The 18,679-nt window shown below is 46.1% G+C and carries 13 protein-coding genes; 1 reads left to right on the top strand and 12 read right to left on the bottom strand.

The annotated features are described in order from the left end of the window. Nucleotides 1-834 carry a DUF4097 family beta strand repeat-containing protein gene (locus LZG73_RS05270; RefSeq protein ID WP_233846687.1) on the top strand — a complete coding sequence of 278 codons (834 nt, stop codon included), beginning with the start codon at nucleotides 1-3 and terminating at the stop codon, nucleotides 832-834. A 103-nt stretch (nucleotides 835-937) separates the two neighbouring features. Here LZG73_RS05270 and LZG73_RS05265 read toward each other — a convergent pair whose 3' ends face one another. The 12 genes from LZG73_RS05265 to hisG all read right to left on the bottom strand — a co-directional run bounded on the left by LZG73_RS05265 (nucleotide 938) and on the right by hisG (nucleotide 18,663). Then, the gene (locus tag LZG73_RS05265; RefSeq protein ID WP_233846686.1) at nucleotides 938-1,372 is read right to left on the bottom strand and encodes a MarR family winged helix-turn-helix transcriptional regulator; all 435 of its coding nucleotides are present in this window, start codon (nucleotides 1,370-1,372) and stop codon (nucleotides 938-940) included. A 253-nt stretch (nucleotides 1,373-1,625) separates the two neighbouring features. Further along, the gene (locus LZG73_RS05260) at nucleotides 1,626-3,473 is read right to left on the bottom strand and encodes a chloride channel protein (RefSeq protein WP_233846685.1); all 1,848 of its coding nucleotides are present in this window, start codon (nucleotides 3,471-3,473) and stop codon (nucleotides 1,626-1,628) included. 59 nt (nucleotides 3,474-3,532) lie between these two features. Beyond that, complete coding sequence (locus LZG73_RS05255) at nucleotides 3,533-4,297, bottom strand: hypothetical protein (RefSeq protein ID WP_233846684.1); 765 nt, start codon at nucleotides 4,295-4,297, stop codon at nucleotides 3,533-3,535. A gap of 129 nt (nucleotides 4,298-4,426) precedes the next feature. Then, the gene (locus LZG73_RS05250) at nucleotides 4,427-6,361 is read right to left on the bottom strand and encodes a response regulator (protein WP_233846683.1); all 1,935 of its coding nucleotides are present in this window, start codon (nucleotides 6,359-6,361) and stop codon (nucleotides 4,427-4,429) included. Continuing rightward, on the bottom strand, nucleotides 6,362-6,952 hold the full coding sequence (locus LZG73_RS05245; RefSeq protein WP_233846682.1) for a chemotaxis protein CheB: 591 nt from the start codon (nucleotides 6,950-6,952) through the stop codon (nucleotides 6,362-6,364). Then, nucleotides 6,949-7,764, bottom strand: coding sequence for a protein-glutamate O-methyltransferase CheR (locus LZG73_RS05240; RefSeq protein WP_233846680.1), 816 nt, complete (start codon nucleotides 7,762-7,764; stop codon nucleotides 6,949-6,951). Before LZG73_RS05240 ends, LZG73_RS05245 begins: the two co-directional genes overlap by 4 nt. A 3-nt stretch (nucleotides 7,765-7,767) precedes the next feature. Beyond that, nucleotides 7,768-11,190, bottom strand: a complete 3,423-nt coding sequence (locus LZG73_RS05235; RefSeq protein WP_233846678.1) for a response regulator — start codon at nucleotides 11,188-11,190, stop codon at nucleotides 7,768-7,770. 155 nt (nucleotides 11,191-11,345) lie between these two features. Next, on the bottom strand, nucleotides 11,346-14,678 hold the full coding sequence (locus LZG73_RS05230) for an exodeoxyribonuclease V subunit beta (protein WP_233846676.1): 3,333 nt from the start codon (nucleotides 14,676-14,678) through the stop codon (nucleotides 11,346-11,348). A gap of 116 nt (nucleotides 14,679-14,794) precedes the next feature. Then, nucleotides 14,795-15,316 carry a hypothetical protein gene (locus LZG73_RS05225; RefSeq protein ID WP_233846675.1) on the bottom strand — a complete coding sequence of 174 codons (522 nt, stop codon included), beginning with the start codon at nucleotides 15,314-15,316 and terminating at the stop codon, nucleotides 14,795-14,797. Nucleotides 15,317-15,370: 54 nt separating this feature from the next. Then, nucleotides 15,371-16,444 carry a histidinol-phosphate transaminase gene (hisC, locus tag LZG73_RS05220; RefSeq protein ID WP_233846674.1) on the bottom strand — a complete coding sequence of 358 codons (1,074 nt, stop codon included), beginning with the start codon at nucleotides 16,442-16,444 and terminating at the stop codon, nucleotides 15,371-15,373. 82 nt (nucleotides 16,445-16,526) lie between these two features. Next, on the bottom strand, nucleotides 16,527-17,795 hold the full coding sequence (hisD, locus tag LZG73_RS05215; RefSeq protein ID WP_233846673.1) for a histidinol dehydrogenase: 1,269 nt from the start codon (nucleotides 17,793-17,795) through the stop codon (nucleotides 16,527-16,529). A 4-nt stretch (nucleotides 17,796-17,799) separates the two neighbouring features. Beyond that, the gene (hisG, locus tag LZG73_RS05210; protein ID WP_233846672.1) at nucleotides 17,800-18,663 is read right to left on the bottom strand and encodes an ATP phosphoribosyltransferase; all 864 of its coding nucleotides are present in this window, start codon (nucleotides 18,661-18,663) and stop codon (nucleotides 17,800-17,802) included. Nucleotides 18,664-18,679: the final 16 nt, after the last annotated feature.

Below are 18,679 nucleotides of genomic sequence, written 5' to 3'. Positions count from 1 at the left end.
ATGAAAACCAATCGATTTTTTGCCCTCGCCATCGCTGCCATGTTCGCCAATGCTGCCAATCCGCTGCAAGCGCAGACCGACATAAAAGAGCAGCTCCTTGTTCCCCTAACAGACCCGGCGAAACCCGGATCGCTCAAAGTGAATCTGGTCAACGGGACGATTCATGTCACGGGTTACACGGGCAATCAGGTTGTCATTGATGCGGTGCTAAAAAGCGAAGACAAAGCCGAAAGACAAAGAGACGAAGCAGCCGGCGGCATGAAGCGCATTACAAAAAGCGGAGGCCTGGAACTCACGGCAACGGAGGAAAACAATGCGGTAAAAGTGACTTCAAAAATGATCAACACGCCGATTACATTGAACATTAAAGTGCCCCAAAAATTCGCCCTTAATGTTAGCACTGTGAACAACGGAGACATCGTCATTGACAACGTAACAGGCGAGCTCGAAATCCAGAATGTGAACGGCGACATTACGCTCAATAACATCGCCGGCTCGGCAGTTGCGAACACAATTAACGGACTTTTGAAAGCCAATTTCAAGACAATAAACACCTCCTCACCAATGGCATTTTCAACACTCAACGGCAATGTTGACATCACCATTCCGGCAACTGCAAAGTTCGATGTAAAGCTCAAATCTGACCGCGGAGAAATTTACAGCGACTTCGATGTGGACGTGGATAAAAGCGCTCCGCAAGCCACGCGCTCGGCCAAGGACGGGATGTATAAGGTTTCGATCGATGATTGGGTAAAAGGCAAGATAAATGGTGGTGGAAGCGAAATCATGATGAAGAATATGAATGGCAATATTTATGTAAGAAAAGGCAAATAAAACGGCTTCAAAACCGCAGAAAAGCACAAACCCACCGACGCCATAATGCGTGTCGGTGGGTTTTCTTTTACTTGTACAAAACGGCCCGGATATTCTCTCACGCCTATTCAATTGTGCCGCCCATCTCAAACAGCATTTTTGAAAGTTCGTCCAGTTTTTTTGTCTTCACGGGCGCAAGAATTTGCTCTGCTAAAACTTCCGCCGTCGAGGTCGCTTCGGTGACCATGCGCTTTCCGGCGTTGGCGAGCTTCACATAAGACACCCGCGCATCCCGGCTGTTTGCCTCGCGTTTCACCATGCCTAGTTTTTCCAAAGGCGTCAGCATTCGGGTAATTCCAGACGCTGTTAAGCCGATTTTTTCAGCCAGATCAACGCGTCTCATCTTCTCATCGGGTGCTGCGCTGAGGTGAAACAAGATCAAAAATTCATTCAGGCTGACACCATGACTGCTCAGTTTTGCATCGAATCGCTTGGTAATCAAGGCCTGGACTGTGGTAAGGTTCAGGAACAATTTTAGTGATGGTGTAATGGTTGACATATAGTTGAAATATCTTTGTTTTATTGTTGATATATAGTTGATTTATCAAGTATTATGCAAATATATAACAAATTTAAGTGGTTGCCAAACAATGATTTGCAAATTTTAGACTCAAAAAATGCAATTTCGATGCCTCTGAGGCTGATTTTAGAAATGTTTCACGTGGATCAAATAATCAAACCTTAATGAATCCGTTTTTCGCTGGATTTCAATGCCTAATGGTGACCCTTACGACGTGATTTATGAAGGTGTTTTATCCCGAATGTGCGCGCAGCAACTGACGGTAACTGTTGAGGACAGCTGACTTGGAAATGAAGCCTACGAATTCTCCGGAGCTCTTTACGACCGGCAAATTCCACGCGCCCGTTTCATCAAACTTTTTAACCACGCCTACGACGCTGTCGAAGTCGCTGATGACTTCGGAAGGGACCCGCATGAGGTTTGAAATGGTAAGCATGTCGTAGAGGTCCGGGCTGAAAAGCAGTGGCCTGATGTCGTCCAGTGAAATGGTCCCGAGGAGCCTTTTGCTGTCGTCGACAACGGCGATCATATTGCGCTTTCCAGTCCTGACCAGTTCGGCCAATTCGTCTCGTGAAGCGCCCGGTCCGACGGCTTGAACGTCCTTATCGATGAGGTCTAAAATGTGCAATAATGAGAGCAGATTGCGGTCGTGCTCACGTGTGAAAATCTTGCCCTCTGCGGCGAGTTTTTGCAAGTCGGGTGATATGGCTGAAAACCATTTTGCCATCAAAAATGAGATGACGGAAACGATCATTAAGGGGATGAAAAGATCGTAGCCCGAGGTCGATTCGGCGATCAAAAATATAGCAGTTAACGGTGCATAAAGCACGCCGCTCATAACGCCGGCCATGCCCACAATGACGAGGTTATTAACCGGCACATCGTGCATGCCCACCTGCACAGCCACGAGCGCCAGCACATATCCTAGCGAGCCGCCCGCAAAGAGTGACGGTGCAAAATTCCCGCCGTTGCCGCCACTGAAAATGGTGATCGAAGCGGAGAATGCTTTGAGCAAACAAATGAGTGCAACGAAGACAATAACAACCCATTCGCGGTAACCGATAAACTGGAAAAGACTGTTGTCGATCACGGTCTGGATCTGCCCGTTTGTGATGGCTTTAATGGTGTCGTAACCTTCGCCGAACAGCGGCGGATAGAGCACGCAGAGGATGGAAAGGATCGTGCCTCCGAGCATTGCTTTTCGAATTCGGGATAATTTAAGGCCGTGAAAAAACTCGTCGATGTAACGCGCGATGAGCACGAAATAACGGGCATAAAGTCCGCACAGCACACCGAGAATTAAATAGTAGGGAATGTTATGATAATCGAAAGGATTGCGTGTCTTGAATTGAAAAAGCACGTCTCCCTGCAACAAAATTTTTGAAACCAAACTTCCGCAAACCGCCGCGACAACCAGCGGAATGAAATCCGAAAAGACGACGCCCGTGAGCAGAATTTCGAATGCGAACATGATTCCGGCAATGGGTGCATTGAACGCAGAAGCGATGCCCGCCGTTGCGCCAGCCGCAAGAAGCAATGTGCGTTCGCGGTAATCGAGTTTGTATGTCTGCGCAAAATTGGAACCGATTGCAGCGCCCGTGACGGCGATCGGACTTTCCAATCCGGCGGACCCTCCCAGCCCGACTGTGATCGCGCTCTGCACGATCTGCGAATACATTTTTACAGAGGAAACAACGCTGGAATTTTGCGCGATTTCATACAGAATTACAGGAATTCCTTTTTTATCCTGGCCCTTAAAAACGAAAATTACCACAAGCGTGGTGATCACAATCCCCAAAAAAGGAAAGAGCAGGTAAAACAAAATCTGCTCTTCAAAATGGACTTTGTGCGTGATAACATAGTGAATGTAATGCACCAGCGATTTGAGCACCACACCGGCCAGTCCGCAGGTCATGCCAACCAAAATACCGGACAATATCAAAAACTGCGATCGGGACAGAACGTTTTTTAACCAAAAAAGCACGATCTCGTAACTTCGTGCTTTCTTGAAACCATATCTTGTAAAGTTTCGTCTGAACTTTAAAAAATTAAAAAACCGCTTAACGTTCTGTTTTGTCACAATCTGTCTTTTTGGGTCCGCCGATTATTCTGGCGGACCTGCATTCGGAATGTGGAAGTTTAGTTGGCTCGTGCTAGCTGGACTTCCAGTTTAATGTCGACATTACGGTCGTTGCCGTTGTAACGCGAGTTATAGCCTCCCGTGCCAATGCCAACGCCCATTCCGCCGCCCATGCCAATTCCTCCCCCTAAACCTATGCCAATCCTCGGACTAAACCCGGATTGAGACGATTGTCCGTCAACTTTAATGTTTACGCCAAGCATTGCGGTTTCTTTCGCATTCACGCCCATGAGGCTGAAAGGAATGGCGATCTGCTCGGTAAGCTCGCCATTTTGATCCATTGAAATATGCGACTTAATGCTGCCATCTTTTTGAACCAAATCAATGAAATGCTGGCCTTGCTTGTCTTTCCAAACGGCTTCTTTATTGTATGAATCCAGCAGCAAGTCAAGTCCGAGGCTGTTGGGAAGATCCGTATCCACGCGTTTGAGCGCTTTCCTGTCTTCCTTCATCACAACAGGGAACAGCAGCGAATAGGCTTCTTTCTTTTGGCCATCCGGGCTGAAAGCGATTTTCAAACCGCTTGAAAGAATGTTTTGAATGGTGTTTGGATCTTTGGTTTTCAGGGTCAGATAAACGTAATGTTCATCATTGATAATCCCATAGCGCAACCGCGATTTCTGGTCTTGCTGATCCGGTTTAACTTCGTCCACATATGAGAATGGTGCGTTCCATTTCGACTCGTAAGTCATGGTTTTAGAGGAACTGCATCCAGCGAGGGCAAATAACAGCAGCAGTGACCAACTGTTTTTTATAGTTTTCATTTTGTCTGTAAATAACGATTATGACTAATTCAATTAACGAATTCCTTCAATTAATCATTACTACAAACAAAAATAAATCGTTGCAAAAAAGCGAATCAGCCATTTATCAGACACACATTCGGCTTCAATTCAGTTCTGCGCCTCTCCGGTTTCTGCCAAAAGTGCTTTAATTTTTTTATGCAGCTTCTCGGGTTCAAATGGTTTAGATAATGTGTCGTTCATCCCGGATTCAAGTGCTTGCTGGATTTCTTCGGGCAAAACCGTTGCCGAAAGTGACAGGATTGGCGTCTTAATCATCAACTCGTTGCGCGCGATCCTTGCGGCTTGAAAACCATCCATTTCTGGCATTCTGGTGTCGAGAATGATAAGGTCAAATATGCGTTCGCGGAGGACGTCCACGGCTTCCTGGCCATTCAAAACCATGGTCGGATTGAGCTGCCAGGTTTTTAAATATTTTTTTAATAACAATGCATTAATGGGATTATCCTCCGCCACCAGCACTGTTTTTCCTTCAAAGGGAGGCAGATCCTGGAATGCAATTGGTGGCACTGCTTCCAACGATTTCTCATTCGCATCGGGCAAAATCAATGTAAAGAAAAACTGGCTTCCCTCTCCAAATTTACTGTTGACTTCAAGTTCACTGCCCATCAAACGGACCAGTTTTTGCGAGATGGTGAGTCCCAAACCCGTGCCGCCATATTGGTGCGAAGTGTTCTCGGATGCCTGTCCATATTCTGAAAATATATTCGAAATCTGGTCATCGGATAAGCCTATGCCTGTGTCTTCCACGGCAAACTTAATCTTATGTCCGAATTGTGTTTGAGAAACCTGCTGAATCTTGAACTCAACATGTCCGGCCGATGTGAATTTCAGAGCATTGCCGATGAGGTTAAGCAATATCTGATTCAATCGCATGCCGTCGGCCATCACACATTCGGGAAGATTGCTGTCGATGGTCAGGATCAGTTTCAAATTCTTCTCATCGGCCTTGAATTTCATGAGATCAATGATGCCTTTGCCCAAAACGCGCAGATCCGTTGACGAAGGAATGATCGAAAACTTGCCTTCGTCGATTTTGGAAATGTCCAGAATGTCGTTGAGAATGTTCAGCAGCGAGCCGGAAGACTGGCGTAGCATGCCAATTAAATCACGTTGTGATTCGTCTAATTGCGTGGCCGATAAAAGGTTTCCCAAACCAATAATCCCATTGAGCGGTGTGCGGATTTCGTGGCTCATATTTGCCAAAAATGCCTCCTTAACCTTCCGAGCCTTCTCGGCCTGACTTTGCGCATCTATCAATGCCCGCTCGTGTGCTTTGCGCTTTTCGACATCGTGCAAATTGACAAAAAGCAGCCTGTTTTTAAACATTATACGAAGTTCAAGCCAAACGGGCAACCGCAGCCGTCCGAAAAACCGGTCTTCCACCACGATCGTTTCGCCGCCAACATAGGTTTTATTAACCAACACTTCTCTCAACGAGGAGTTGACGGGATCGACGAGCAGGTCCAGGATGGTTACGCCAAGCAAAGTTGCCGGCGCAAGCCCCAAGATGGTTTGCACGGATGGATTTATCGAAATAATGTTCCCCGTTTCCGGCTCGACCGTGGCGATAATGTCAGGAGAATTAAGGATGATCGTCGCGTAATTTTCAAGCAATTTATTCTTGTCACGAATCTCCTTTTGACTCCGCGCCAGCTTGATCAGCGAATCGACTTTGGCATTGGTAATGTATGGATCGAGTGGTTTATACAAATAATCTATTGCACCCGTTTTCAGTCCGCGAACGGCATAAGTAGTCTCTTTTGAAATAGCGGTTACAAAAACGATCAGAATTTCCCTGGTCTTTGGATTGGAAAGCAGCGTTTCTGCAAATTCAAATCCATCCATTCCCGGCATTTGAACATCGACGAGCGCCACGGCAATTTCGTTTTCCCAAACAATGCGCAGCGCTTCGTTGGCAGACGTGGTTGCATAAATTTCAATGTCAGCTCGATTGAGAATTGCTTTTAGGGAAATCAGATTTTCTTCCCGGTCGTCGAGCAGCAGAATTTTTGTATTTTCCATCTAATTAATGCTGTAAAGTATGTCGCTGATCGTTTTGTAAAAATTGGTCTTTGGCAACAGTTTATGGTTTTGATTTTTTAACAGCGCCTCCTGCGGCATGCGCGGAAACTCTGCAAAATCCGGGTTTTGAACATAGGTCGGGACGCCCATTTCGGCCAACATCTGCATTCCTGCGGCTCCGTCAGGACTTGATCCTGAAAAAAGCATGGCGGCTTTCACCGGAATGCCGGACTGCGCTGCGGAAATGAATGTGGCATTGATAGAAGGACGGGAGAAAAAATCAGGCTGGGAAACGTCGAAATAAAACCGGTAATCGTTCCCGATCAGCAAGTGATAATCCGGAACCGCGAAGTAAACGCTGTTCGGCTCAATGGTGTCCAGGTGGTGCGGCTCGCTCATGAAAACGTCGGTTTTTGATTTGAACAAATCAGGCAGAACGGATAAACTGGATTTGCCGCGGTGCAACACGAAGATCAATGCAAAAGAAATCGGACTACGCAGCAATTTTAGAATGTCTTCAAAAATCACAAAGCTTCCGGAAGATCCGCCGATGAGCACAAGACTGAGTGATTTATCTGCAATCCCGTTCATTTGATTTTTTGGTAAATGTTCAATGAACTGTCGATCACTTTGAAATGCGATTCCAGGCCCGAGTAACGCAATGTTTCCCGTTTTCCGAGGCATAAATAGCCTAACATGCTCAGACTTTCGTACAAAAGCTTGAACACGCGCTGCCTGAGTTCCAGCGTAAAATAGATCATCACATTGCGGCAGCTGATGAATTGAAACTCATTGAAAACGCCGTCGCCAGTGAGGTCGTGCAGGGAAAAAACAATGTTCTTACGCAGCTCCGGAGCGATGATTGCCTTGTTGTAGGCGACATGATAATAGTCTGATAATGATTGCTTTCCGCCTGCTAAAATGTAGTTTTCAGAAAACGTGCGGGTGCTTCCCAATGTAAAGACGCCTTCTCTTGCAGACGTCAGCACCTTATTGCTCAAATCGGTCGCGTAAATGAGCGATCGGCCAAGCAAATTGGCTTCTTTAAGCAGGATAGCCATCGAAAATGCTTCCTCTCCCGACGCGCAGCCAGCCACCCAAAACCGCAATGCAGGATAAGATTCGAGATAACCGAAAACCTCCGTTTGCACGCGCTTGAAATAATCCGGATCACGGAACATTTCGGAATAATTGACGGTGAGTTCCTGGATCAGCTCATATACGATTCTGCCGCCTGGTTCAATGTGTGCCAGGAGCATGTCCAGGTCCATGTCATATTTGGCAAGATAACGGCCCGCACGCCGGAGCAGCGAAGGCCGCGCATAACCCGAAAAATCGAAACCGGAAATCTCGCGGATCCGGACGATCAGTTCTTCAAGCTGGACATATTCAATGCTTACCATAAACTATGCAGAATGCAACCATACTTTAATCAATGATAGAAGTTTATCAACATCAACTGGCTTGGAAATATAGTCGTTTGCGCCAGCCGCGAGACATTGTTCTCTGTCGCCCTGCATTGCCTTGGCTGTAACCGCTATAATCGGCAAGTTTTGCCACTTATTTACTTGTCTGATTTGCTTTGTAGCTTCAATGCCGTCCATTTCGGGCATCATCACATCCATTAAAACGAGGTCAATTTCCGGTGTGTCTTCTAACTTTGTAATCGCTTCACGGCCGTTAGTCGCAATCTCGATTTTGAAACCCGCCTCTTCCAGCACAGCGCTTAATGCAAAAATGTTGCGCATATCGTCATCGGCAACGAGGATTTTGCGGCCAAGGAACACATTCTCGGAATGTACAACCGGATTGCTGAATGCAATTGTTTTTTCAACGGGTTTCAAACCCCTCGGCTGGATTTTCTTCAAAAACAATTTGACTTCGTCCAACAAACGCTCATTGGATTTCTTGGTTTTCATCACAACCGGATGCGCGTATTTCATTACGCGTGTCAGGTCCGTCTGATCCAAATCCTCGGCAGTGTTGACGACCACCGGCAATGCATCCCATTGCGGATTTTTCTTGATTTGATCCAGCAAATCCAAACCGCTCATATCGGAAAGCCTTATATCGAGAATGATCCCGTCGACCGACTGCGCATTTAGAATGGACAGCGCTTCGGCGCCCGTAAATGCATAAAGGACAAAAATATTGTTTTCAGTGAGGAAGTCGCCCAGATATTTACTTTGATATTGGTCGTCCTCTATCAGCAGGATTTTTTGTTTTTCTGCTTTGCCCGATTCCAGTTTGAGCAAGCCAAAGATGCTTTCCGCAGACCTTGCATCCACAGGCTTTTGCATAAAGCCAATGGCTCCCTCCTTTACCATTTCCATGTTCAGATATGATCCCGAAGAAATCGTGTGGACCGGAATATTTCTTGTCCTGATGTCTGATTTTAATGTTTTTAAAAGCTCATCACCTGAAACGTCAGGCAAATGCATATCGAGAATAATTGCGGTGGGACGGAAAGTTTGGACCAGTTCCAGCGCCTTTTCACCGGTTTCAGCCACAATGACTTCAAATCCGCTGTCGCGTGCTTTCTCGGACATGTCGGCGGCAAATATTGAGTCGTCTTCAATCAATAAAAGGCGATAATCCTGGCCATTGACATGCACTGGCGACGGCTTTGTAAATGTTTCGACTTTCACTGGTTCAGCATTGACTGCCTGTTCACCGTGTTCCGCCAAGCTCTGAATCGGAATTTTTAATGTGAATGTCGAGCCTACACCCGCTTCACTTTTTAATGAAATAGACCCTTTGAATAAATTGGTCAGCTCGCGGCTGATGGAGAGTCCGAGCCCTGTGCCACCATATTTTCGGCTGGTTGAGCCATCCGCTTGCTGGAATGCCTCGAAAATGGATTGCTGCTTTTCCGGAGCGATACCAATGCCTGTGTCTGACACTTCAAAAAACAAGAACTCACCTTCCTGCTTGATATTCAGCGAAACTGTGCCCGGCGCGGCTGTGAATTTTACTGCATTAGAAACCAAGTTGCGAATAATTTGAAGCAGCCTCATCTGATCCACAAACAATGTGTCCGGGCAAGATGGCGCTTTTTCGATTTTTAGATTTAGTCCCTTGTTTTCAGCGATTTTCTGGAATGTATTTCGGATTTCAGAGAGCAGCAATTCGGTTTTGACGTGCTCGTAAACCAGTTCAATTTTCCCCGATTCTACTTTGGCAAGGTCCAGAATGTCGTTAATGAGTGTCAGAAGATCATTTCCTGAATTGAAAATAACGGAGGCGTATCGCTGCTGTTCCTCATTTAACCGTTCGCCTTTATTTTCGCCCAGAATTCTGGATAAAATCAGGATGCTATTCAATGGTGTGCGAAGCTCGTGGCTCATATTGGCCAAAAATTCACTCTTGAACCGGCCGCTTTTTTCCAATTCATCAGCCTTAATCTGAATTTGATCGCGTGCTCCCTCAATGGTGCTTTTCTGCTCTTCCAGCATAAACGCCTTTTCTTCCAGTTCTGTGTTGATCTGTTTGAGCTCTTCCTGCTGCACGCGTAATTCTTCTTCTGAAACTTGCAGCAGCGTCGTTTGCCGCATGAGTTCTTCGTTGGTAACGCGCAATTCTTCCTGCTGGCTTTCCAATTCTTCTGCCTGCAACTGTGTTTTGTCGAGCAATTCGCGGGTTGTCTGGCGTGCATTCGCAGCGGTGAGCGCCACTGCAACATTGTCCGACATCATGTTCAGCAATTTTCCGACCTTCTCGCCGGGATCATTCAGATAACCAATCTCGATTACCGCCATGACTTCTCCTTCAAATGAGATCGTTCTCAAATAGAGCGTTGCGGGATCTGTGCTGCCTGTCGAACTTTTGATTTTAAAATAATCCGGAGTAACATTCACTTTTTTCAGTCCAACCTGATCCATCGCCATCTGCCCGAGAATGCCCTCGCCCAGCACAATTTCCGTGGGCGCTTTCGCACTTCCGTCGGTTCCGTAACTGCTTGCCAGCTGCAACACATTACCGGTCCGCTCCCGCACATACATTACACCTACGAGCGAGTCGGTGACATCCATAAGCTTCCCTAAAAGCCTCGTCGCCAGTTCCTTTTGCGTAGGTTCGCCCCGGATTGCGCTGGCTAAATCAACGGCTGCATTTAAGATCCAATTCTTTTCCTGATCTTCCACTGCCAGCTGTTCAAGCTGGCGGTTCGCCTTCGTCGTTTCGCTTTCAGAGGCTAACTGTGCAAAATAAGCGCGCCTTATGAAATACAGCAACATAAAAACAACCAGCATAAATGCCAGTGTGCCAAATAGAATGTATCGCTTTGCGCGTGCTGAGCTTTCAGCGGCTTTCTGCTCGCGTCCGGCAAGCAGCCCTTCTTCCTCATTTTCAATTTGTTTGAACCGAAAGTCTATTTGCGACGATAGAATTTTGCCTTTCAGGATAATGCTTTTTACTGTATCCGCTTTGTAATTGCCCGATTTGAGCAATTCATACTGCTGCGCCATCAAATCCAACCGCAACTGAATCAATGGTGACAATGAGTCAAGGCGCGCAATCTGGTGCTTGTTGTCCTGCACGAGCTTGCGCATTCCATCGAGCTCCGACCAAACATCGTCGATGGCTGCCCTGTAATTATTTTCGAAAGTAACATTGGATGTCAAGGCAAATCCCCGCACATTGGATTCAGCGGCAAGCAACTGGCTTCTGACGGATTTGGAGCGTTGCATCACTTCCATCGTGTGATTAACCCAACCTGCGTTTTCTTGCTGCGTAACAATGGCATCGAAGGATGTAATCCCAACTACAATTACTAAAACAATTGAGAAAATAATGCCTGATAAAACCTGTTGCTGGAAAGTTATGCGCATAAACGTTGAGATAGCGGAGAATTGGGAGGCCATGCAATTTGATCCCAATATCAGGAAAAAAAAACCAAATTAACCCACTTTTCACTCGTTTTATAGAACTATTTTACTAGTGAGTCGCCTTCTCTTTATGTAAACTAATTCTACTTTGCATTGAGCTAATCGGTTACATCGGCGCCAATCCATTCAACCAGCTCATTTTCAAGGGTTATTAAAACGCCTTTGCTCTGCTTTCCCGCTGCCGCATAGGAACTTATCAATCTCTTCAAATGTCTTCTGGCATCATCGGAATTGCTCCCGCCAACAAATGACATGAATGTCGATCCGCCATCAGCATGCTGAACGACCCGGTCTATATGCAGCAGTTTCCCGCCTGGAATCAACAATTCCTTGTTGATCTGAACCTTGTTGCCGTCCTGATATAACCCTACTAATTCGGGATCATTAAGCAAGCCGCTTGCCTGCATTTCAATTTCAGCCGTCTCCGCTTTTGTAAAAATCCCTTCACTTACCAGCCGGTCCAATGCATAAGGCAAATCTGAAACTGTTTTAAGCCTTGTGAGTAAATAGCGAATTTTTTGCAGCCGGTCGCGTTTCGGTTCGAAAGTCTCCACATCAAATATGCGGTCGGCCATTCTTCTCAGGCGCAAGGATTCCGTGCGGTCGTTGCTCAATATGTTATGAAGCACAAAAGGCTGATGATCAGACTTTCTGTGCGCGTGTTGCAGCGCCGTTGAACCATTGGAAATAATGTATTTCGACTCATTTTCATTCCAAGTCGGGACGATGTGCTCCTGCGCGAGGAAATTTTGAAGCCAGTTATTGACTTGCTGCCCGCTCTCCCATCTCCGCTCCCTTTTGGCCAAAATATACAACCGCTGAACCGGACGCGTGAATGCAACGTAAAGCAGATTCAGATTCTCGACCAATGTCCGCGTGCGCTCGTCCGTGTATTGGGTTGCAACGGCCGTATTTTCCAAATCCTTAACAACCGAAACCAATGAGCTGTGCAGCTTCTTTTTGTCGCCGGATTCTTTGTCTTCTAATGTAAGCTCCTCATAATCTACATCATCCAAATCCAGCCAAAGTCGGTCGAGCTTGGCATTGGGCGTGACTTTCCAATGCGCGTAAGGAACAATTACGACCGGATATTCGAGCCCTTTGGACTTGTGGATCGTGGTGATGCGAATGGCATCCGTTTCTTCGGGAATGGTGATCGAAAGCTTATGTCGTGCAGATTCCCAGTGAATCAGGAAGTCGCCGAGGTGATTGCTTTTCCTGTTTCCAAAATCCATAACCACGTCTAGGAAACGGAATAAATATTCATTTTCAAAATGATTCTGGAACAAACCAAACCGCTGCATCAATTGCTCACTAAGCTCAAATACAGACAGTTGCCTCATTCGAAAGGAGCTCAAACTAATGTTCCATCTTTTGAAATAATCCAGAAAAGTGTCCAGTCCGCTCGCTTCGCAAAGGATGCGGATTTGTTCATATTCTCCTGCTTCCGGATTTTGCCTGCGAACCACATGATGGAACAAATATGCGGCCTCATAACGCGCCAGCCGATGATCCGAACTGAGCAGCACTTTCATAAATGAAATGATGAAATGCACGGACCTTGAATAGCCCAACGAAAGCGCATCATCAGAAATCAATGGAAGTCCCGCCTCTTTCAATGCGCTTGCTAATGCTGTCGCTTCCCGTTTTTTCCGGCACAAAATGGCCATGTCCCGCCAGTCATAACCCTGCGTCCGAAGCTCCTTCACAAGTTCAAGCGAACGGCGCACAATGGCGTCGGAGGTGATGTCTTCATCAGCATCGTCCTCATCATTCAATTCCAAAAACTCAATTTCCACGTGCCCGCCAACCGGAACGCCGTCCGGGATTTCCTGCTCAAAGTTCTGATCATAGACATCCTGAATCAGCGCATGGTCATCGCCGAGCGTCGAGGCGATGAAGGCGAAAAATTGATTGTTGAAATCGGTAATCTCGCGGCGACTCCTGCGATTAACTTTAAGATGATTTACGTCCAGATAATTATCCAGACTCAATAACCGCTCTGCATTATACGAACTATTTCCAAGCACTGTCGCCAAAGCCATGACCTGGCTTGTAGCCAGGCGCAAGATCAAATCCATATCACCGCCACGGAAGCGATAAATGGATTGTTTCGCGTCCCCGACGATCAAATTGAAATAGCCGCCTGAAAGCGCATTTTCAATTAATGGAAGCAAATTGGCAAATTGGAGCTTCGAAGTGTCCTGGAATTCATCTACCAAAATGTGGTTGTAACGCTCACCAAGTCTTTCAAAAATGAAAGGAACCGGCTCACGCGCCACAATTTCAATGATCTTCCTATTGAAATCGGAAATATGGACCTGGTTATTTTGTTTTAAAAGTGCATCGAACTCCTTCCGAATCTCACCGAGCAGGGACAAGCTGTAAATGTGCCGGTCGAGCTGTGCGTAAAGCGTGATTTTCTTCGATTCCGATGTTCTGATGTTTTCAATCTGATGGAAGTAATTTTCGAGATCCGTCCTCACTTTTTCAATCTCATCTTTGATCAAAAGTGCAGTTTTGGCCCCATACCAAACGCCTTCGCCGATGGTTTTGTAAACATAGGAATTGGGTTCGGCCCATAATTTTTTCTCGTCAGCCCGGTCTTTAAAATAAACATAAATGCCCCTGCCGCTTTGGTGGAAGTCTTTTTCAGTGAGAAATGTTGATTGAATCAGCTCAAATGCATTCTTGGCTAAACTGGCAATACGGGCCTCTCTTTCACGCACAAATGCACGCATCTGATTGCGGATCGCGATCCAATCCTGCATGCGCAGATCTTCGACACGCTTCAACTGCAGATAACTCTGCTCGCTCAATATCGTTCGCGACACTTCCCGGATCTGCACGGGGAGCGTGCCCCAGCTTTTGCCTTCGTCGGCATTCTCGCGATAATATTTTTCGACAATGCTTGTCAGCACTTCCTCGCCTTCCTGCCCTATTCTAGCTAACAAACGGTCAACGGCATCGTCCAGCAAATCGGCATCCAGTTGGGTTTCGAAAACAAACGGAATGCCCAGTTCGTCCGTAAAACTGCTGATCAGTCGCTGCGTAAACTTGTCAATCGTCATCACCGAAAAGTCAGAATAACGATGCAAGATCTGGCGGAAGACTAATTGTGCGCGGCCAGCCACCAACTGACACGCTCCGGCAAACAGTTCGGGATCATTGCTGGTTTCGGGATACATTTCGGTCACCACATCGCGCAACATCGGATGCGGTTCCTTATCCGACTGGAATGAATCGGAGAAGACGCGGAGCATCAGCAAAATGCGATCCTTCATTTCATTCGCAGCCGCATTAGTAAATGTAACGGCCAGAATATGCTTGAAATAAGTCTCCGCATTGGAATGCAGGGCCAGTTTAAGATATTCTTTTGTAAGCGTGTACGTCTTACCGGAACCTGCTGATGAACTGTAAACTTTAAACACTATGACTAAAAATTGGCTTGAAATGATTGGAAAGACAGCTTTACCATTGACTAAATTACACAAAAAAAGCAGGTTTAGACCTGCTTTTCAAACTGGAATAATCTCTGCAAGTCTGATTACAAATTGAATCGGATCCCGGCTGAAATATTTGGACTCAGATAAAATGGTCTTGGCAAAAGCTCCAAATAAGTTCCGCCTTCCAGGAAAACGGAAATGCGGTTGTCGGGAATGTAATATTCAAGTCCGCCCAGAACGGAGCCTCCGAGTGAAATGTCCTTTTCATAATTCCCTAACAAGCGCTTTGGATAAGATCTGCGGCTGTTCACCTGACCACCCAGTCCGTAATAAACGTGCACGGCCTCAGAATTGAAAAGCGGCGTGTGCCACAAGTAATGCACCTGCACCGAAAGGCCCGCATTTTTATAAATTCCCTCGTCTCCTCTGTATTTGCGATCGTTTGACAAAACGCCACCATACGTCCCAATCGTCACATCCAGCGCATGAATGTTGTTGAAATATTTACGAATGTTGATTCCGGTTGGTTCACCGAGTTTGAAACCAACAGCCCAGTTGTCATATTGGGCATGAGCAAAACCAAAGCTTAGAATGAATGCAAATGTTAAGGCTAACTTCTTCATATTGAGTATAAATCGGGGAAATTTTAGTTTTTGGGCGTTTTTATTAAAATCGTGCTAAACAGTGATATTCTCTGGCTTATATTTTTTCAAGGATTCGATAACGGCTTCATTTTCTTCTTGTGTTCCGACTGTAATGCGCAGACAGCCAGCACAAAGATGCACGCGCGAGCGATCTCTCACAATGATGGCTTCGTTGATCAAATAATCCATAACAGCTTTTGCGTCTTCGAATTGAACCAAAAGAAAATTGGCATCCGTCGGGTGTACTTTTATCACCAACGATAATTGTGCCAACATGTTACACAACGAATCCCTTTCTTTGAGAATATCGGCCACCATTTCGTCCTTCTTACCACTTTCATTCAACCCTTTCAAAAGCTCCTTCTGAGCCGGGAGACTGATATTGTACGGCGGTTTGATCTTGTTCAAAATCCTGATAAGCTCCGGGCTGGCGAAACACATTCCGATCCGCAATCCTGCCAAACCCCATGCTTTGGAGAATGTTTGCAACACAACGAGGTTAGGATATTGATCCAAATGCTGCGTCCAAGATGGTGTTTCTGTGAAATCAATGTATGCCTCATCGACCACGACCAAACCGTCAAAATTTTCGAGAATGGTTCTGATCGCTTCCGGCTGCATTACATTGCCCGTCGGATTGTTCGGTGAGCAAATCCAGATGATTTTGGTTTTGGGTGTGATTGCTTGTAAAACCGCGTCTACATTAATCAGATAATCGTCTGTTAATGAGACCTTATCAATGATCACGTCGTGAATGTTTGCGCTTACTTCATACATGCCGTAAGTTGGAGGCAATATGATCACGTGGTCCTGACCGGGCGTGCACGTCGCACGTGTAAGCAAGTCAATGGGTTCGTCACTGCCATTTCCCAGATAAATCCGGTCGATGGAAACGTTCTTCAACGGTGCCAGCTTTTGTTTGATTTCTGCCTGATATGGATCGGGATAACGGTTGTAATGTTCCTCAGTTACAGATCCGTAGGGATTTTCATTGGCATCCAAAAATATCCCTACGTGACCCGTGTATTCGTCACGAGCGGAAGAATACGGCGCAAGGGAAATGATATGCGGACGAAGGATTTTATTCAAGTCAAATGTCTTACTCATGCTGTGCAATTAACATGGTCAATGTTAATCAGTTAATGTATTAAAATGAGAATGGCATAAAGCCATTCCGACGCTCTCGCATTTACAACAGACTATTCAGCCTGATTGTTACCGCTCTTTTATGTGCATCCAAAGATTCTGCTTGCGCCATGGCTTCGACAACCGGTCCAATGTTCCGAATGCCGTCTTTCGAAATGTGCTGGACGGTGATTTTTTTTACAAAACTGTCGACAGAAACACCGCTGTAAGCCTTGGCGTAACCATTTGTAGGCAATGTGTGGTTTGTGCCGGAAGCGTAATCTCCGCAGGATTCAGGCGTGTAATTGCCCAAAAATATAGATCCTGCATTTGTTATTTTCTCCGAAACCGCCTCTGCATTTTCAACACTGAGAATCAAATGTTCGGCTGCATATTCGTTCAAAAGTTCAATTGCATCTGCCTCTGTTTCAAGCAAAATTGCTTTGCTGTTCGCTATGGACTGCGCGGCAAGATCCCGACGCGGCAACTTGTCCATTTGAGAAGACAATGTCAGATTCACGGACGAAAGCAACTTTTTACTTGTTGAAACCAACAACACCTGACTATCAGGCCCGTGCTCGGCCTGCGACAACAAATCGGCTGCAACAAACGCCGGAATGGCCGAATCGTCCGCATAAACGGCAACTTCGGACGGTCCGGCAGGCATGTCTATGGCGACGCCTTCTTTGCTAACCAGCATTTTAGCAGTCGTCACATATTGATTTCCCGGACCGAATATTTTGTAAACTTTTGGCACACTTTCTGTTCCGTAAGCCATTGCCGCAATCGCCTGCGCGCCGCCAATGCGAAATGCTTTGGTAACGCCAACAAGCTGAGCAGCATACAAAATAGCCGGATGGTCGGAAGGCGTGCACAATATAATTTCTTTACAGCCCGCAATTTTAGCAGGAATTCCAAGCATTAGCACCGTGCTAAATAATGGAGCAGAACCGCCGGGAATGTAAATGCCAACTTTTTCAATGCCAACGCTTTTACGCCAGCAAGTCACGCCGGGCATTGTTTCAATCTTTTCTGCTGGCCGCAACTGCGATTCGTGGAAACGATAAATGTTGTGATAAGCCTGCGCAATGGCGTCCTTCAATGTCTGATCAAGTGAATCGCCAGCTTCCGAAAGAGCCGATTCGGGGAAAGCAATGTCGGTAAGTTCTGTTTTATCAAATTTAAGCGCAAGCTCTTTAATGCCTGCATCTCCCTGATCCTTAACTTGTTTCAGAATCGGGCTTACTTTTGCTTCAATATCCTGAGCATCTTGCACGGGCCGCGCCAGCAATGCGGGCCATTGAGCTTTGTCAGGAAATGCAATAATATTCATACGATTACAAGATCATTTTTTCAATAGGAATCACGAGAATTCCCTCCGCACCAGCCTGTCTGATTTTCTCAATATTTTCCCAAAATTCATTTTCATTAATGACCGAATGCAGAGAGCACCAGCCTTCCGTCGCCAATGGCAGGATCGTTGGAGCACGCATGCCGGGCAAAAATTTAGTAATGCTTTCAACTGCGCTTGTAGGGCAGTTTAGTAAGATATATTTGTTGTTCTTCGCAACCTGAACGGATTTGATGCGGAAAAGCAATTGGTCCAAAAGTTCTTTTTGCACTTCGGAAAGATGCTTGCTGGCGATCATGACCGCTTCCGATCTGAAAATCGTTTCCACCTCTTTTAGTCCATTGCTCAAAAGCGTGCTCCCAGAGCTCACAATGTCGCAAACGGCATCGGCCAATCCAATGCTCGGCGCGATTTCGACTGACCCGCTGATTTCGTGAATCTGCGCTTTTACATTGTTTTCTGAAAGATATTTTTCGAGCAAACGCGGATAAGTTGTAGCAATGCTTTTGCCTTCTAGGTCCGTAACGCCGTTGTAGTCATGTTCTCTCAAAACGCCGATTGACAATCTGCATTTGGAAAAACCCAGTTTATGAACCGTGTCAACGTCCCGATTTGACTCTTCTGAAACATTTTCGCCCACGATGCCCAGATGTGCCACGCCGTCCTCCACATATCCCGGAATGTCATCGTCCCGCAGAAAAAGGATCTGCGCAGGGAAATTTGTAGCATCCGTTTTCAACTTGCCCGCGCCATTGTCAAAACGAATTCCGCACTCCTTAATCAGTTTGAGCGAATCTTCACTTAATCTTCCGGATTTTTGTATTGCAATTCTTAATATGCTGTCATTCATTGGATTGTGGGCTTCT

This window comes from Dyadobacter sp. CY326 (genome assembly GCF_021390515.1).
Classification (GTDB): Bacteria; Bacteroidota; Bacteroidia; order Cytophagales; family Spirosomataceae; genus Dyadobacter.
The sequence above is the reverse complement of the archived record's forward strand: the minus strand, read 5'-3'. Positions and strand labels throughout refer to the sequence as shown.

Bases quoted from the DNA above. Each gene is read 5' to 3' on its own strand.
- LZG73_RS05255 (WP_233846684.1), bottom strand. From the start codon at position 4,297: ATGAAAACTATAAAAAACAGTTGGTCACTGCTGCTGTTATTTGCCCTC.
- hisD (WP_233846673.1), bottom strand. From the start codon at position 17,795: ATGAATATTATTGCATTTCCTGACAAAGCTCAATGGCCCGCATTGCTG.
- hisG (WP_233846672.1), bottom strand. From the start codon at position 18,663: ATGAATGACAGCATATTAAGAATTGCAATACAAAAATCCGGAAGATTA.
- LZG73_RS05235 (WP_233846678.1), bottom strand. From the start codon at position 11,190: ATGCGCATAACTTTCCAGCAACAGGTTTTATCAGGCATTATTTTCTCA.
- LZG73_RS05250 (WP_233846683.1), bottom strand. From the start codon at position 6,361: ATGGAAAATACAAAAATTCTGCTGCTCGACGACCGGGAAGAAAATCTG.
- LZG73_RS05270 (WP_233846687.1), top strand. From the start codon at position 1: ATGAAAACCAATCGATTTTTTGCCCTCGCCATCGCTGCCATGTTCGCC.
- LZG73_RS05245 (WP_233846682.1), bottom strand. From the start codon at position 6,952: ATGAACGGGATTGCAGATAAATCACTCAGTCTTGTGCTCATCGGCGGA.
- LZG73_RS05240 (WP_233846680.1), bottom strand. From the start codon at position 7,764: ATGGTAAGCATTGAATATGTCCAGCTTGAAGAACTGATCGTCCGGATC.
- LZG73_RS05265 (WP_233846686.1), bottom strand. From the start codon at position 1,372: ATGTCAACCATTACACCATCACTAAAATTGTTCCTGAACCTTACCACA.
- LZG73_RS05225 (WP_233846675.1), bottom strand. From the start codon at position 15,316: ATGAAGAAGTTAGCCTTAACATTTGCATTCATTCTAAGCTTTGGTTTT.
- hisC (WP_233846674.1), bottom strand. From the start codon at position 16,444: ATGAGTAAGACATTTGACTTGAATAAAATCCTTCGTCCGCATATCATT.